The organism is Alcaligenes ammonioxydans, assembly GCF_019343455.1.
Lineage (GTDB): Bacteria > Pseudomonadota > Gammaproteobacteria > Burkholderiales > Burkholderiaceae_B > Alcaligenes > Alcaligenes ammonioxydans.
The window spans coordinates 1,293,824-1,307,514 of sequence record NZ_CP049362.1 but is presented as its reverse complement, the minus strand read 5'-3'; the positions used below and the strand labels follow the sequence as shown (position 1 = coordinate 1,307,514).

Here is a 13,691-nt window from a genome sequence, read left to right as displayed (position 1 = left end):
ACCTGTAACAATAATTAAGACTTGCCGCCATCAAAGTAGGCCATGATGGCAATCAGTTTTTTGGCGTAAGAAGGATCCGTGGCGTAGCCTGCATCCTGAATACGCTGCGCAGCCTCTTGCGGCGTTGCGGCGTGCTTGACACTTTCATAGCGCTTGTTATTGCCGATCAGACGCGCGTAGTCGGCAAAGGACTCGGCATAAGAGTCATAGGCACGAAAGGTTTGCGTCATCTTCCGGGCCACACCGTTTTGGTATTCGGTGGTCATGACCTCTACCGTTTTTCCTTTCCAGGAGGGGGTGGCCTTGATCCCAAACAAATTGTGGCTGGTGGAACCGTCGGCATGCATGATTTCACGTTTGCCCCAGCCCGACTCCAAGGCCGCCTGACTCAAGATCAGCTTGGCGGGGACACCACTGTCTTCTGCGGCCACTTTGGCTGCGGTATTCATGCGGTCTACAAACTGACGGATGTGGTTGGGCGCCCCCTGAATCGAAGAGTACACGCGCTGCACCGTGCTGTTATTGCTGAGCTTGTCGATCAGTTCGGCAATGGAGGCCGCATCAATGGAGCGGTCATTGGGCATGCGCGAGCGCAAATCCGCACGACGCGAAGACGCGGTTTCCGGGTCATAGGACGCAGCGCCAAAGGGCTCGCTGTCTTGCCCGCTCATCTGAGCCTGCAAGGCCTTGGCCAATCCGATGCCCGGGTCAGCCAACTGCAGGGCCAACTGCTCATCGCCCAGGCTTTGCGCCATGCGCACGGACTGGGTATCAAACATGCCGCCTTCAGGATTGGCGGCTCGCGCCTGCTTCAAAATATTCTGGATAAACAGGGACTCGAACTGACGGGCCACTTGCAGTTGAGTCGCTTGATTCTGATCGTCCTGCCCGGCTTGCCGACGCAGCTGAGCCAACTGTTGCGGGTCAAAAATTGAAACCTGCGTTCCCGTTCCTGGACGAGGAAAGTACTGCACCGTCATTAGATGATCTCCAGATCTGCCCGCAAAGCGCCCGCGCTTTTCAGGTTCTGCAAAATGGACAACAAATCTTGAGGGGTAGCGCCCAAGGCATTGAGCGCCCGCACCACATCGGCCAGATTGGCACTGGTCTTTACGCGTTGCAGCGAACCACTGTCACTGCGCATTTCAATCTGCGTGCTGTCAGCCACGACCGTCTGGCCGCCACCGAACGGGGTATCGGGCTGGCTGACCTGCGGTTGACGGCTGATGACCACCGACAAGTTGCCATAGGCAATCGCGGCCTCATCAATGGTGACGGTACGATTCATGACCACCGAACCCGTACGCGCATTGATAACCACCCGTGCGCGCGCTGGCGGCAGATTTACTTGCAGGTTTTCCACATGGGAAATAAAAGCAGTCTGGGCCTGGGGGTCCAATGGACCCCGTACCTGAATCAGGCGCCCATCCAGCGCCGTGGCCGTGGACGGACCGAACTGTTTGTTCAGGGCAGCCACCACGTTCTGGGCGGTCCCAAAGTCCGAGGTGTTCATCTCCAGATTGATCACCCCGTCCCGCGCATACGTTGTGGGCACGCTTTGCTCGACCGTGGCACCGCCAGGAATCGTGCCGCCATTTAACTGGTTGACCTGGACACTGGAACCGCCGGCTTCGGCACCGGCGCCGCCTACCAGCAAGTTACCCTGTGCGATCGCGTACACCTGACCGTTCGCACCTTTCAAGGGCGTCATCAGCAAGGTGCCGCCGCGCAGACTCTTGGCGTTCCCCATGGAGGACACCACCACGTCCACAGACTGGCCAGGACGGGCAAAGGCGGGCAGGCGGGCTGTCACCATCACAGCCGCCACGTTCTTGAGCTGCATATTGCTGCCCTGGGGAATAGTCACCCCCAGTTGCGACAGCATATTGGTCAGACTTTGCTGCGTAAACGGCGCTTGGCGAACCTGGTCGCCACTGCCGTCCAGACCCACCACCAGACCGTAACCGATCAGCGGATTGTCGCGCACCCCCTGGATGGACGCCAGATCCTTGATTCGCTCGGCCTGACTGAGCGGAGCCAGCAACAGGCCTGCTGCCAGCATGGCTGCCCGCAGCATGTCGCGGTAAGAAGAGAAAGGAGTACGACTCATGGAAAATGCCATAGCAAGCAAAAGGCTCAGAACGGGGAAATATTCAGGAAAAAACGCTGTAGCCAACCCATGGTCTGGACTTCGTCCATCACCCCTTTGCTACGAAACTCGATACGGGCATCGGCCACCTGCGTGGACGACACCGTATTGCTGCCGGTAATGGAGCGCGGGTCCACAACGCCGGAAAAGCGGATGTGTTCACTGCCCCGGTTGATGGCGATCTGCTTCTCCCCGGCGACCTGCAGGTTGCCGTTGGGCAGCACGCCCACCACCGTCGTGGTCAAGGTGCCGCTGAACGTATTGTCGGCGCGGCTGGAGCCCTTGCCTTGTGCCTTGTTCGAGCCGGACACCTCAAAGTTCTGCTTGCTGCCTATTTCATTGGGCAGGAAAGCCGGGACACCCGTAAAGTCCAAGCCGCCGCTACCGGTCCGGTCCGTGTTGGTCGACACATTCTTGGCAGCGTTGGTGCGCTCCTGAATCATGATGGTGACAATATCGCCCACATTGCGGGGCCGTCTGTCCTCAAACAGCGGATAGTTGCCATACGCCGAGGGCTGATAGATGGAGCCATTTGCCACCACAGCCGCTGGAATGGCGGGAGGCGGAGCCGCGGTCAAGGGGCCGGTGACTACATCTTCAGGGGGCACCAGCGCGCAACCGGACAAGACAAGCAGCGCACACAGGGCAAGACGGCTCAACAGAGCTTGGAACATTGTCACGATCTCTTCAGGTTTACAGCTGCGTCAGACGAGCCAGCATCTGGTCAGCGGTGGACACGGCCTTGCTATTGATTTCGTAGGCACGCTGGGCACTGATCATATTGACCAGCTCCTCGGCCACGTTGACGTTGGACGTTTCGTTGTACTTGTGCATGACCAGCCCTGCGCCATCCATACCTGGCTGCAGAAAGTTTGCGGCCCCCGACGCATCGGTTTCGATGTACAAGTTCTCGCCCATGCTTTGCAAACCGGCCGGGTTGACGAAGGTGCTCAGTTGCAGTTGCCCCACCTCCACACTGGCGCCCGCGGCACCGGGCTGAGTAACCGACACGGTCCCGTCGCGCCCAATGGTCAGTTCCAGGGCGTTATCCGGGATATTGATGGGAGGCTGAATGGGGTAGCCGCCGGCTGTCACCAGTTGACCATTCTGATCGCGTTGCAAACTGCCGTCACGCGTATAGGCGAAGGTGCCATCCGGCATTTCCACTTGCAAAAACCCACTGCCCTGAATGGCGATGTCCATATTGTGGCCGGTGTGCTTCATATCGCCCTGACTATGGATACGCTCCGTGGCCACCGTGCGCACGCCCGTACCGATCTGCAGACCCGTAGGCAACTGGTTGGCAGCGCCGACCTGAGCACCAGGCTGACGAAGGGTTTGGTACATCAGGTCTTCAAACACCGCACGGGTACGTTTGAAACCGGTGGTATTGACGTTGGCCAAGTTATTGGAAATGACATCCATATTGGTCTGCTGGGCTTCCAGACCGGTCTTGGCAATCCACAGAGAGCGAATCATGTGTGTGTAATCCTTGAAGCTAGCGCTCGCGTCATGCGCGAGGCTTAGCCATTAAATGAAAGTAGAGAGTTGGCCCGGTCCTCGCGTACGCCGGCGTCCTGGATGACCTTCATCTGGGTTTCAAAACGACGGGCATTGGCAATCATGGCCACCATCGCTTCAGCCGGGTTCACGTTGCTTTTTTCAATAAAGCCCGACACCATCCGCACCGACGGGTCCGCGGGAGCCGGTGCACCGCTGCTCATACGAAACAAACCATCCTGACCCCGCAACAGGTCGGCGGCGGGTGGGTTGACCATTTTCAACTGCCCCATCACCTGAATGTCGCGCGGATTGTCGCCAGCTCCCAGGGCAGTCAACTGACCGTCGCTGGAAAAAGTGACGGTTCCCCGATCGGGAATCTCGATCGCCTGACCGTCGGCGCTCAGCACGGGCAAACCGGACTGCGTCACCAACTGGTTCTGGGCATTGACGACCAGATCGCCTGCCCGGGTATAGGCCTCCTGGCCATCGAGCGCACGAACGGCAAACCAGCCCTGACCTGCAATCGCCACATCCAGTGCATTACCGGTTTCGGCCATTGTGCCCGGTTGAAAACGACTGCCCGGCGTCACCGTGGCGGTGCCCACACGGGTCTGCGCACCGTCCTCACTAGTAACGGGCACCGAGCGGTAATACGCGAGCTGTTCGCGAAAACCGGACGTGTTCACATTGGCCAGATTGTTGGTGATGACGTCTTGCTGCTCCAGCGTGCGCTGAGCGCCATTCATGGCGGTATAAATCAGGCGATCCATGACAGCTCTTAACGCAGGTTGACCAGGGTTTGCAGAACCTGATCCTGTGTCTTGATGGTCTGGGCATTGGCCTGATAGGTGCGCTGGGCAATGATCATATTGACCAGTTCCTGACCCATGTCCACATTGGAGTCTTCCACGGCCTGACCCTTGATCGTGGCCAGCCCGTTCTCGCCAGGACGGCCCAGAATGGGTTGACCCGACGCGCCGGTCTCTGCCCAGGCGTTGCCGCCCACGGGGCTAAGGCCTTGCAAGTTGCTAAAGTCGGCCAGAACCAGCGAACCCAGACGTTGAGTGACGCCGTTGGTGTAGGACGCCACCATGGTGCCGTCCTTGTCGATGTTCATGCCAGCGTATTCACCGGTGGCGTAGCCATCCTGGTAAGGCTTGCCTTTGGCAAACTCGCCACCGAACTGGGTCGTGCCGGTATAGCGCACATCAAAGACCAGGTCGTCGGCCGGGGAGGCATTGCCGCCGGGGTTGGCCAAGGTCAGGTTGACCGTTGCAGGGGTCGGGCTGGTCAGCACCCCGGCACCGTTAAAAGTCAGTGTCGCTTTGGCGGGCGACAAAGGCGTGCTGCCTTCCATGTAGTACACGTCCCATACACTTTCACCGCCCGCATTGGCAGGCCGCTTGACAAAGTATTGAGAGATTTCGTGACTGTTGCCCAGAGAGTCGTAAACGGAGTAGCTAAACGATTCGCTGTAAGTGGTGCTGTCTTTGGGGTCAAAGATATTGATGGGATTGCCATTGGCATCCTGGGCTGGAATTGCTTCGGCACCACCGGGCAGGTTGGGCTTGAAATCCAGGGACGTCGTGGCTTTGGGCGGCACGTTTGCCGATGGCACCTGCAAGCGCTCAAGCTGGCTGCTGCCCACGCCATAGCCGGTCAGGTAGTGGCCCTGGGCATTCACCAAATAGCCTGCCTTGTCGGGATAGAACTGGCCATTGCGCGAAAACAGCACGGCACCGTTGCTTTGCTCCAGACGGAACAGGCCATTGGCCCCGTCAATGGCCATGTCAAACATATTGCCCGAGGAGCTGATGTTACCCACCGAAAAGCGCTGGCTGACGCGCGATACTTGCACGCCCAGACCGACGCGCGAGTTCGCGTAAACGTCCGCGAACTGCACACTCGACGCTTTATAGCCAACCGTTCCCGAGTTGGCGATATTGTTACCGATAGAATCCAGGTTCTGGGAGGCGGCGTTCAGGCCGCTCAATCCTTGTCCGAAGCTCATGAAATTTCCTTTTAATGTCGTGTTGGCCCAGCGCGCTCAAGAGGCCAGCAACGCTTACATAATTTTGCGTATATCCAGCAGGGAGAATGAACCTGCCAGACCCAGATCCAGCATCAGGCCGCTGGAGGTATAAGCCACACTATCGACCTTGCCGTGCGTCAATGGACTGGCTGTCACAGCCGTGCCATCATTGCTGGCCAACACACTGACGGTGTAGGAACCGTCGGCCAGCGGGGAGCCCTGGTTGTCCAGGCCATCCCAGCTCAGCGAATACACCCCGGCCTCTTTGGGCCCCAGCTCGTACTCGCGCACCACCTTGCCACTGCTGTCTTTGATATGCACCAAGGTGGTACTGCTGCCACTGACCAGGTCAATCCCAAAAGGCATGGCAACTTTCTCGCCGTCCGGACTCGTGCCCAGGGACACTTTCGCACCTGGCACCAGCACCTGCTTGCCAATCAGGTTGGCAGCCTGCATGGACTGGCTGACATCCATCTGTCCGGCCACGGCCAGCAAGGTATTGTTCAATTGCTGAATCCCGGCCACCGTGGACATTTGTGCCATCTGGCTGGTGACCTGGGCATTGTCCATGGGGTTAAGTGGGTCCTGATTGCGCAGCTGTGTAATCAGCATGGTCAGGAAACGGTCTTCCGTTTCGGCCATGGCGCTTTTGTTACGGGCATCCATCCCGGCCATCGCCCCGGCGGTGGGATCCAGGGCACTGCGATCGTTGGTGACTGTGCTCATGCTCTCTCTTTGCGTAAACCGGTTTACTGGCCAATGGTCAGGGTGCGCAACATCAGGTTTTTGGAGGTGTTCACCACCTCTACATTGGCCTGATAGGAGCGCGACGCGGCCAGCATATTGACGGTCTCGGCCACCACATCCACATTGGGCAAGGTCACATAACCTTGGGCATCGGCATAGGGATTGCCGGGGTCGTACTGCAATCGACCCGGCGCATTGCTTTCCTGCACCCCCAGCACCTGCACGCCACCGACAGGACTGTTGCCCTGCGGAGTCATCTGAAACACGACCTGGCGAGCCTTGTATGGCTGACCATCGGGCCCGACCACGCTGTCGGCGTTAGCCAGGTTGCTGGCCGACACGTTCATGCGTTGGGACTGCGCTGTCAGGGCAGAGCCGGCAATCTGGAAAATACTGAAACTGGACATGAAGACTCGCTATTACTGTTGCAAGGCTGCCATCAAGCCTTTCAAACGCTGGGACGCCAGGTTGATGGTGCTTTGATAGTGCAAGGTGTTATCGGCAAACTGCATGCGCTCGACGTCCATCTCAACCGTATTGCCATCCAAAGATGGTTGTACGGGGACGCGGTAGAGCAGCTCGTCCGTGCTGGGCGGACGGCTGGCCTGGGCGGGTATGTGACGGACCGATGTCAGGGACAGGCTGGTATTGGGCAATGCCATCTGGCCCTGCCCCCCTAAAGCAGCTTTCAGGGTGGCCGTAAAGTCCATATCCCGTGCCTTGTAGTTGGGCGTGTCGGCGTTGGCAATATTGGAGGCCAGAACCTCTTGGCGCTGTTGGCGCACAGCCAGTGCCGTCTGGTAAAACTTCAGGTGCTCACCGATGCGATCAATCATGGAGTCAAGCCAATATTCTGTGTTCAAGTTCAAAATACAGTGAACGCGCGCACGCCTTTTCACCGACATGACAGAATGGTAGCCAGAGGCACGGCATCACAAACCCGGGAACAAAACGCAATTTATCGGCCAGTTCAGCTCTTGACCCAGCGACTGAGCCCGTAAAATTCAGCCATGACCTTGTATAGACTCCTGCTTTGCGTATGTCTGTTCGCCCTGGGGGCGAGCGTCACTGCGCGCGCCCAGGAGCCGGCCAACGTACTCAGTGTGCAAGCCATGCAGGAGCAGGCGCAGGAGTTTTTACATAAACAGGCGCAGATGTATCCTGGTGTCGCCACGATCACGCTGGATACCTCGCGCCTTGACACTATGCCGGCCTGCGCCCAAAACCAGATCTTCCTGCCCAGCGGCCAACGCCTGCGCTCGCGCATGAGCGTGGGCGTGCGCTGCCTGAGCCCGCACAGCTGGAGCACGTCGATAGGCGCTACGCTATCGATCCAGGGCAGCTATTACGTGAGCAGCCGGCGTATCAACCCAGGCGAGACCATTCAGCAAGATGATCTGGTCGAGCGCGAGGGGGACTTGCTGGCGCTGGCCAATGGCGTGGTCATTGATCCGGAGCGGATCATCGGCTATGTCGCCAGCCAGCGCATCCCGTTGGGCAATGCGATACGAGCCTCGGCGCTGCGCGATCCACAATCGGTAACACGCGGCCAAATGGTTCGCACCATTGCACGCGGCATGGGCTTTGTCGCCAGTGGAGAGGGTCAGGCTCTGCAAAGCGGAGCACCGGGCACCCAAATTCAGATCAAGGCCAGTTCAGGGCAAATCATTTCGGCCACTGTCCTGGATGCCTCCACGGTCCAGGTCATTCTCTGAACGAAATCCGATGAGCATGCTAAAGTTTGCGTCCAGAGCGCCGTTACAAGATCAACGCAAAGAACAGGCCGCACGGAGAAAAACGTGAAGATCAGCCCCTCCTCCCTCAAGACACCTCTTGCTGAAACCTCTGCCGCAGAACGCAGCACGGCTCCCAGTCGTGCACGCCAGGCATACAACAGCACCAGCACCAACGAAGTGGATTTCAGCGCCGCAGCCCGCCAGCTCAATTCGCTGCAAGACAGCAGCGCCGATGTGGACATGAAAAAAGTCGAGGCCTTGCGCCAGGCTATTGCCGCCGGCGAGCTCAAAATTGACACCAGCCGGATTGCCGACTCCCTGATCGCCTCCGTGCGCGATCTTCTCAAGTAACTCACCCCAAACGGCCATGCCTTTGCAAACCTGCCTTGCCGATCAACACCAAGCCCTGCTGGATTTCGAGCAGTTGCTGGTCGAAGAAAATACCTTGCTGCTGCGTCGCTTTGAGCCTCAGGAACTGGCCCAGATCACCCTGAGCAAGTACCAGGTGCTCGAACGCATTGAGCAACTGGAGCAGACCCGCGCCCAACTGCTGCAAGCACGCGGACTGGAAAACAGCAATCAGGGCCTGCGCTACGCTGCCGAACAGGATGAGCTGGAACACGAGCTGGAGCAACTGATCGAGCTGAGCCAAAAAGTGCGCAACGCCAGCGACAACAATCGCATTTTGGTTGATACTTTTCTGGCCGACACCCAGCAAAATCTGGATGCGCTAGAAGCCTTCACGGGCCGCAATACGTTCTACGATGCGTCGGGCAAGACGCAAAATACGCAGTCCTCTTTAAGTCTGAAAGTCTGACACCTCGCCCTGACAGCCTGCGAACGTCCGGTCAGGGCAAACTCCACCTCCACCCAAGACAAGCTACGGTGTGCCGGCGCTTCCTGCACAAGGCAGGAACTGCTCATGCATCATGCGCTCTGGCGGCGCAACGAGCTGCCCGAGCATCAGCACAACGCATCTCACTGAGCGCCCGGCCATCTGCGACGACGCTGGACAAAAAAAGCCTGCCGTTTGGCAGGCTTTTACACAGGGCTGGACGGCTGGGCTTAACTCATCGCTTCTTTCAACACCAGCATCTTCACCAGCGCATCGACCGACTGACTGGACTTCAGGCCCGGTTTGCCCAGCAGGCGGGCACTCAGTTGCCGCACACCACGATTGTCGGGGGCCTGCAGCAAGTCCCAGCAGGCCAGCGTTAACTGGGCGGCTGCCAGCAGATGAAGTTCTTCTTCAAACTCAGAGTGGCTGGCTGGCAAAATGCCGCGCACGGTGTTGAACAAGCGTGCCATTTCCTGCACTTCGCTACGCAGCATCATGTAGCAGGCCAGACTGGCCGGAGCGATCGGCTCGGCACCTGCATGTTGATGCATGAACGCAAAACGGGTCTTCAACACCTTGCCATCATGCCGACGTACGGTACGCAGCACAATCAGATCCAGATGAACAGGCTCGCCCTGACGCTGGCGCAACTGCACCGGCTCAACGGCATACCACAGCGCGATTTCACTGAGCCTGACCCGGCCCAGTGTTTCAAGGTGCAGGCGAGCAGCCAGATCGGGAATGGCATGAAAGGCCAACTGTTTGCTCAGGGCATTCGGCGTGGTTTTACCGTCCTTGTGCCACAGGGAGGTCGCGCCGGGGATCAGCGCCAGCCAGTCTGCAGGCATGTCGGCCCACTGACGCCACATGGTGGGCGATCCGCCTTCAAAAATATGCAGCAGATTCACCGGCTGGGCCTGGGTGTTCAAAACCTGCATGGCCTGGTTAAGCGCTTGTGTGGGACTGGGCCGTTCCATGCTGCGCACCCCACGTACATCCGACCACTGTGACGGTGTCTGACGCTGATAGTAGGGAACGCTGAGAGCCTGACCTTTGGGGCTGAACAGGAAACTGAACGAACACTGCTCCTGACTGCCTGCAGGCTGATGATCTGCGTGGATCACCAGCAAACGAGACACATCGCCTTCGCTCACTTCCTGACACGCGGCGCGCATCAAGCCTTCGGCTCGTTGTGCAGCCGCCCCATCCTGCACAGCAGCATGAGGGGCGTGCAAGTCACGCCAAAAGTCATAAGCTTCGGCGCAGGCCAATCGCTCGTCCAGATCAGCGGCGGCACGCCGTGCCTGCTCCAGGCCGACGGGGCCACCCGCCGAGGCAGCAGACAAAAGACGCGGCAAGACACGCGCCCGGCGCTCTTCCTCGGCCTGATGTTCCTGAGCGGACTGCCCGCCACTTTCCAGCAAGGCGGCCAGGTCGCCAGAGCTGGCCGCATACAGAGGGCGCTGACTCTCGCGAACCTGCAAGGCAGAATCGACCAGTTCACCCGCACTCATAAAGCGCAAGTCCTCGGGCACTTTCTGGCCGTTGGACACATAATGGATTGGCAATTTGAAACGAATGGCTGTATCCAGGGGAGCACCCAGCTTGATGGCCTCATCCACTTTGGAGATGATGCAGCCGCTCAACGGCGTGCCGCCGTCCTGGGTATAGCTGCGGGCCACCTCATCCAAGGTATCCCCCTGGCTGGCGGCGTTAAGCACCAGCAGGCGCTGTACGCGGCGACCGGCACCTGCCAGCAAAGCGGCCTGTTCGCGCACATAGCGATCCCGCTGGCTGATCCCCATATTGTCGATCAGGATCACCTGATCGGGCCGCACGCCCAGCATCACGCTGCGCAACTGCGCCACATCCTGAACAATATGTACGGCCACTCGCATGAGGTCGCCATAAATCTTTAATTGTTCATGAGCACCAATCCGATAGGTGTCCGTGGTCAGCAAAACCACTTTATCCGGGCCGAAACGACGTACGGCGCGGGCCGCCAGCTTTGCCAGCGTGGTGGTCTTGCCCACCCCCGTAGGACCGACCAGCGCCAGGGCCAGCCCCGGCTGCCACAGGGAATCCTCAGCCCGCAACACGGGCAAATGGGTTTCCAGTTCGGTACGCACCCACTGCAAGGCAGCACGCGCGCCCAGCTCGGGCGGCAGGCGCTTGAGCAGCGCACGCAATAACGCGGTGCTAAAACCCTGCGACAACAGGCTCTGGAACAGATTGACCGCAACCGGAGAGCGGCGCATCTGATGGCTCCAGACCAGATCATCCATCCGGCCTTCCAAGGCACCGCGCAACGCACCGATTGCCCCCATCACATTGTCGGCAGCCGGTGGCGCAGCCATGTCCTGCTGACGTATGCCCGCTGCCTGATGCGCTGTGCCCGTGGGCATGGGCGCACGCTCGGCCGTAGCACCGGGAACCGAGCTGGAATCCGTGGCCAGAATTTCCACCCCGCCATTGACTCGACGGTTGGACACAATCAATGCATCCGGGCCTAAAGCAAGGCGCACCTGACGCATGGCCTCACGACTGGTACTGCCAAAAAAGCGACTTATATTCATTCAGACTGACCAATAATGGTGGTGACCCGAAGAATGCGTTCTTCAGGAATTTCAGCGTTAGACAAGACACCCAACTGGGGAATGTGGTGACGCAGGAAACGAGACAGGGTCGCCCGCAAAATGGGCGGCACAACCAGCACGGGTGGGTCGCCATGCTCTTCCTGGAACTGGGCGGCCCGCATGGTATCGGTCAGCACCGACTCGGCCAGACCGGGCTCCAGAGCGCCGCTGCTGGTCAAGGCCTGCGTCATGACACGCTCCAGACGCGCATCCAAGCCAATCACGCGCAGTTCGCCCTCGCCGGGGAACCACTGTTGTACGATGGCCCGGCCCAGCGCCACCCGCAAAACGGCCAGAAGCTCGCCTGCCTCTTGCCCGGGCTGGACGGCACCGGGAGCCAGAATGCGCGGCGCATGTTCGGCCAAGGTCTCCACAATGCTGCGCATATCGCGAATCGGCACATCTTCCGCCAGCAGACCTCGCAAGACCTTGAGCAAAAGGCTAAGAGACAGGGTCTGGGGCACAAAATCCTCGACCAGCTTGGGAGCCTCGCGCCCCACATGGTCGAGCAGTTGCTGCACTTCCTGACGGCCCAGCAATTCAGCCCCGTGGCGATGCAGTAAATGATTGATGTGCGTGGCAATCACCGTGCTGGCATCGACCACGGTATAGCCCGCAATCTGGGCCTGTTCACGCATACTCACGTCAACCCACACAGCGGGCAGACCAAAGGCCGGATCGCTGGTCGGGGTGCCCGGCAGCTTCATGGTGACACCGCCAGGATCGATGGCCAGCCACTGGCCCGGCGTGGCGGTACCGCGCCCGATCTCCACACCGGCCAACAAAATGCGGTAATCATTGGGCTTGAGTTCAAGGTTGTCCCGGATATGAACGACGGGCGGCAAAAAGCCCACTTCCTGCGCAAACTTCTTACGCAAACTGCGGATACGGTGCAGCAACTCACCGTTTTGAGCGTGGTCCACCAGCGAGATCAGGCGATAGCCCACTTCCAGCCCCAAGGGGTCGACCATGGACACATCATTCCAGCTGGCTTCGCTGGCCGCTGAATCGGCTGCCGCCAAGACCTCATCATTGGGTTCACTGGTCTGCTGTGCCTGTTCTGCCTGATGTTTCTGCATCAGCCAGGCCCCCGCTCCCAGAATGGCCGCCAACAACAGAAACACCAGATTGGGCATGCCGGGAATCAAACCCATCAAGCCCAGAATCCCGGCAGTGATATACAGCACCATGGGATTGCGGAAAAGCTGGTTGACCATCTGCTGGCCCACATCCTCATCAGTGGCCACCCGCGAGACCACGACCCCGGCCGCCGTGGAGATAATCAGGGCGGGAATCTGCGCGACCAGCCCGTCACCAATGGTGAGCAAGGTATACACATGGCCGGCTTCCGAGAAAGACAGGCCGTGCTGCAGCACGCCGATAACCAGTCCGCCGATGACGTTGATGACCATGATCAGCAGACCGGCCACCGCATCACCGCGCACAAACTTGCTGGCACCATCCATGGAACCGTAGAACTCGGCCTCCTGCGAGACTTCCGCCCGGCGACGTCGCGCATCTTCCTCGCCAATCAGACCGGCATTCAGATCCGCATCAATGGCCATTTGCTTGCCCGGCAGGGCATCCAGGGTAAAGCGGGCTCCCACTTCGGCAATACGGCCCGCACCCTTGGTAATCACCACAAAGTTGATGATGACCAGAATCACGAACACGATCAGACCCACGGCAAAATTGCCGCCGACCAGAAAGTGACCAAAGGCCTCAATCACCTGCCCCGCCGCATCCGGTCCTTTATGACCGTTCATCAGCACCACCCGCGTGGAGGCCACGTTCAGGGCCAGACGCAACAAGGTGGCAAACAGCAGCACCGCCGGAAAAGCCGCAAAATCCAAGGGCTTTTTGGTGAACATGGCCACCAGCAAAATCATGACGGCCAGGGCGATATTAAAGGTAAACAGCAGGTCCAGCAGAAACGGCGGCAAGGGCAGAATCATCATGGCCATCACCATGAGAATCAGCACCGGGCCGGCGAGAAGCCGGGCGTGTTGTCCCCCGTTTTGTTTCAGTAAGGCAAAAAAATTGTTCATTG

Annotated in this window: 14 protein-coding genes; 3 read left to right on the top strand and 11 right to left on the bottom strand. The window is 59.1% G+C overall.

The features are described 5' to 3' along the window. Positions 1 to 14 precede the first annotated feature (14 nt). The 9 genes from flgJ to flgB are packed head-to-tail and all read right to left on the bottom strand — an operon-like array spanning position 15 to position 7,267. Positions 15 to 980 carry a flagellar assembly peptidoglycan hydrolase FlgJ gene (flgJ, locus tag FE795_RS05910; protein ID WP_003804669.1) on the bottom strand — a complete coding sequence of 322 codons (966 nt, stop codon included), beginning with the start codon at positions 978 to 980 and terminating at the stop codon, positions 15 to 17. Then, entirely contained in the window at positions 980 to 2,110 is a 1,131-nt protein-coding gene (locus FE795_RS05905) for a flagellar basal body P-ring protein FlgI (protein WP_080585005.1), read from the bottom strand. The genes flgJ and FE795_RS05905 overlap by 1 nt, the downstream gene beginning before the upstream one ends. A 26-nt stretch (positions 2,111 to 2,136) precedes the next feature. Then, positions 2,137 to 2,823: a flagellar basal body L-ring protein FlgH gene (locus FE795_RS05900; protein WP_003804673.1), complete on the bottom strand. Its 687-nt coding sequence runs from the start codon at positions 2,821 to 2,823 to the stop codon at positions 2,137 to 2,139. Positions 2,824 to 2,842: 19 nt separating this feature from the next. Then, positions 2,843 to 3,628: a flagellar basal-body rod protein FlgG gene (gene flgG / locus FE795_RS05895; protein ID WP_003804676.1), complete on the bottom strand. Its 786-nt coding sequence runs from the start codon at positions 3,626 to 3,628 to the stop codon at positions 2,843 to 2,845. A 44-nt stretch (positions 3,629 to 3,672) separates the two neighbouring features. Then, the gene (flgF, locus tag FE795_RS05890) at positions 3,673 to 4,422 is read right to left on the bottom strand and encodes a flagellar basal-body rod protein FlgF (RefSeq protein ID WP_131071437.1); all 750 of its coding nucleotides are present in this window, start codon (positions 4,420 to 4,422) and stop codon (positions 3,673 to 3,675) included. 8 nt (positions 4,423 to 4,430) lie between these two features. After that, entirely contained in the window at positions 4,431 to 5,663 is a 1,233-nt protein-coding gene (gene flgE, locus FE795_RS05885) for a flagellar hook protein FlgE (protein WP_003804679.1), read from the bottom strand. Positions 5,664 to 5,717: 54 nt separating this feature from the next. Next, the gene (locus FE795_RS05880) at positions 5,718 to 6,410 is read right to left on the bottom strand and encodes a flagellar hook capping FlgD N-terminal domain-containing protein (RefSeq protein ID WP_219235856.1); all 693 of its coding nucleotides are present in this window, start codon (positions 6,408 to 6,410) and stop codon (positions 5,718 to 5,720) included. Between the two features lie 23 nt (positions 6,411 to 6,433). Continuing rightward, complete coding sequence (gene flgC, locus FE795_RS05875) at positions 6,434 to 6,838, bottom strand: flagellar basal body rod protein FlgC (RefSeq protein WP_003804683.1); 405 nt, start codon at positions 6,836 to 6,838, stop codon at positions 6,434 to 6,436. A gap of 12 nt (positions 6,839 to 6,850) precedes the next feature. After that, positions 6,851 to 7,267, bottom strand: coding sequence for a flagellar basal body rod protein FlgB (gene flgB / locus FE795_RS05870; protein WP_003804685.1), 417 nt, complete (start codon positions 7,265 to 7,267; stop codon positions 6,851 to 6,853). Positions 7,268 to 7,441: 174 nt separating this feature from the next. Between flgB and flgA the strand changes: the two genes are divergently transcribed. The 3 genes from flgA (at position 7,442) to FE795_RS05855 (ending at position 8,984) form a co-directional block, all read left to right on the top strand. After that, complete coding sequence (flgA, locus tag FE795_RS05865; RefSeq protein WP_039943991.1) at positions 7,442 to 8,146, top strand: flagellar basal body P-ring formation chaperone FlgA; 705 nt, start codon at positions 7,442 to 7,444, stop codon at positions 8,144 to 8,146. An 84-nt stretch (positions 8,147 to 8,230) separates the two neighbouring features. After that, complete coding sequence (gene flgM, locus FE795_RS05860) at positions 8,231 to 8,518, top strand: flagellar biosynthesis anti-sigma factor FlgM (protein ID WP_003804690.1); 288 nt, start codon at positions 8,231 to 8,233, stop codon at positions 8,516 to 8,518. A gap of 16 nt (positions 8,519 to 8,534) precedes the next feature. After that, positions 8,535 to 8,984, top strand: a complete 450-nt coding sequence (locus FE795_RS05855) for a flagella synthesis protein FlgN (protein ID WP_003804691.1) — start codon at positions 8,535 to 8,537, stop codon at positions 8,982 to 8,984. Between the two features lie 248 nt (positions 8,985 to 9,232). On the opposite strand, the gene flhF is transcribed toward FE795_RS05855, so the two are convergent. After that, positions 9,233 to 11,581 (bottom strand): flagellar biosynthesis protein FlhF, encoded by a 2,349-nt coding sequence (gene flhF, locus FE795_RS05850; protein WP_131071436.1) that lies wholly within the window; start codon positions 11,579 to 11,581, stop codon positions 9,233 to 9,235. Further along, positions 11,578 to 13,689: a flagellar biosynthesis protein FlhA gene (gene flhA, locus FE795_RS05845; RefSeq protein ID WP_003804694.1), complete on the bottom strand. Its 2,112-nt coding sequence runs from the start codon at positions 13,687 to 13,689 to the stop codon at positions 11,578 to 11,580. The genes flhF and flhA overlap by 4 nt, the downstream gene beginning before the upstream one ends. Positions 13,690 to 13,691 lie beyond the last annotated feature (2 nt).

Bases quoted from the DNA above. Each gene is read 5' to 3' on its own strand.
- flgG (WP_003804676.1), bottom strand. From the start codon at position 3,628: ATGATTCGCTCTCTGTGGATTGCCAAGACCGGTCTGGAAGCCCAGCAG.
- flgC (WP_003804683.1), bottom strand. From the start codon at position 6,838: ATGTCCAGTTTCAGTATTTTCCAGATTGCCGGCTCTGCCCTGACAGCG.
- flgA (WP_039943991.1), top strand. From the start codon at position 7,442: ATGACCTTGTATAGACTCCTGCTTTGCGTATGTCTGTTCGCCCTGGGG.
- FE795_RS05900 (WP_003804673.1), bottom strand. From the start codon at position 2,823: ATGTTCCAAGCTCTGTTGAGCCGTCTTGCCCTGTGTGCGCTGCTTGTC.
- flgJ (WP_003804669.1), bottom strand. From the start codon at position 980: ATGACGGTGCAGTACTTTCCTCGTCCAGGAACGGGAACGCAGGTTTCA.
- flgE (WP_003804679.1), bottom strand. From the start codon at position 5,663: ATGAGCTTCGGACAAGGATTGAGCGGCCTGAACGCCGCCTCCCAGAAC.
- FE795_RS05880 (WP_219235856.1), bottom strand. From the start codon at position 6,410: ATGAGCACAGTCACCAACGATCGCAGTGCCCTGGATCCCACCGCCGGG.
- flhA (WP_003804694.1), bottom strand. From the start codon at position 13,689: ATGAACAATTTTTTTGCCTTACTGAAACAAAACGGGGGACAACACGCC.
- FE795_RS05855 (WP_003804691.1), top strand. From the start codon at position 8,535: ATGCCTTTGCAAACCTGCCTTGCCGATCAACACCAAGCCCTGCTGGAT.
- flgB (WP_003804685.1), bottom strand. From the start codon at position 7,267: ATGATTGATCGCATCGGTGAGCACCTGAAGTTTTACCAGACGGCACTG.
- FE795_RS05905 (WP_080585005.1), bottom strand. From the start codon at position 2,110: ATGAGTCGTACTCCTTTCTCTTCTTACCGCGACATGCTGCGGGCAGCC.
- flgF (WP_131071437.1), bottom strand. From the start codon at position 4,422: ATGGATCGCCTGATTTATACCGCCATGAATGGCGCTCAGCGCACGCTG.
- flhF (WP_131071436.1), bottom strand. From the start codon at position 11,581: ATGAATATAAGTCGCTTTTTTGGCAGTACCAGTCGTGAGGCCATGCGT.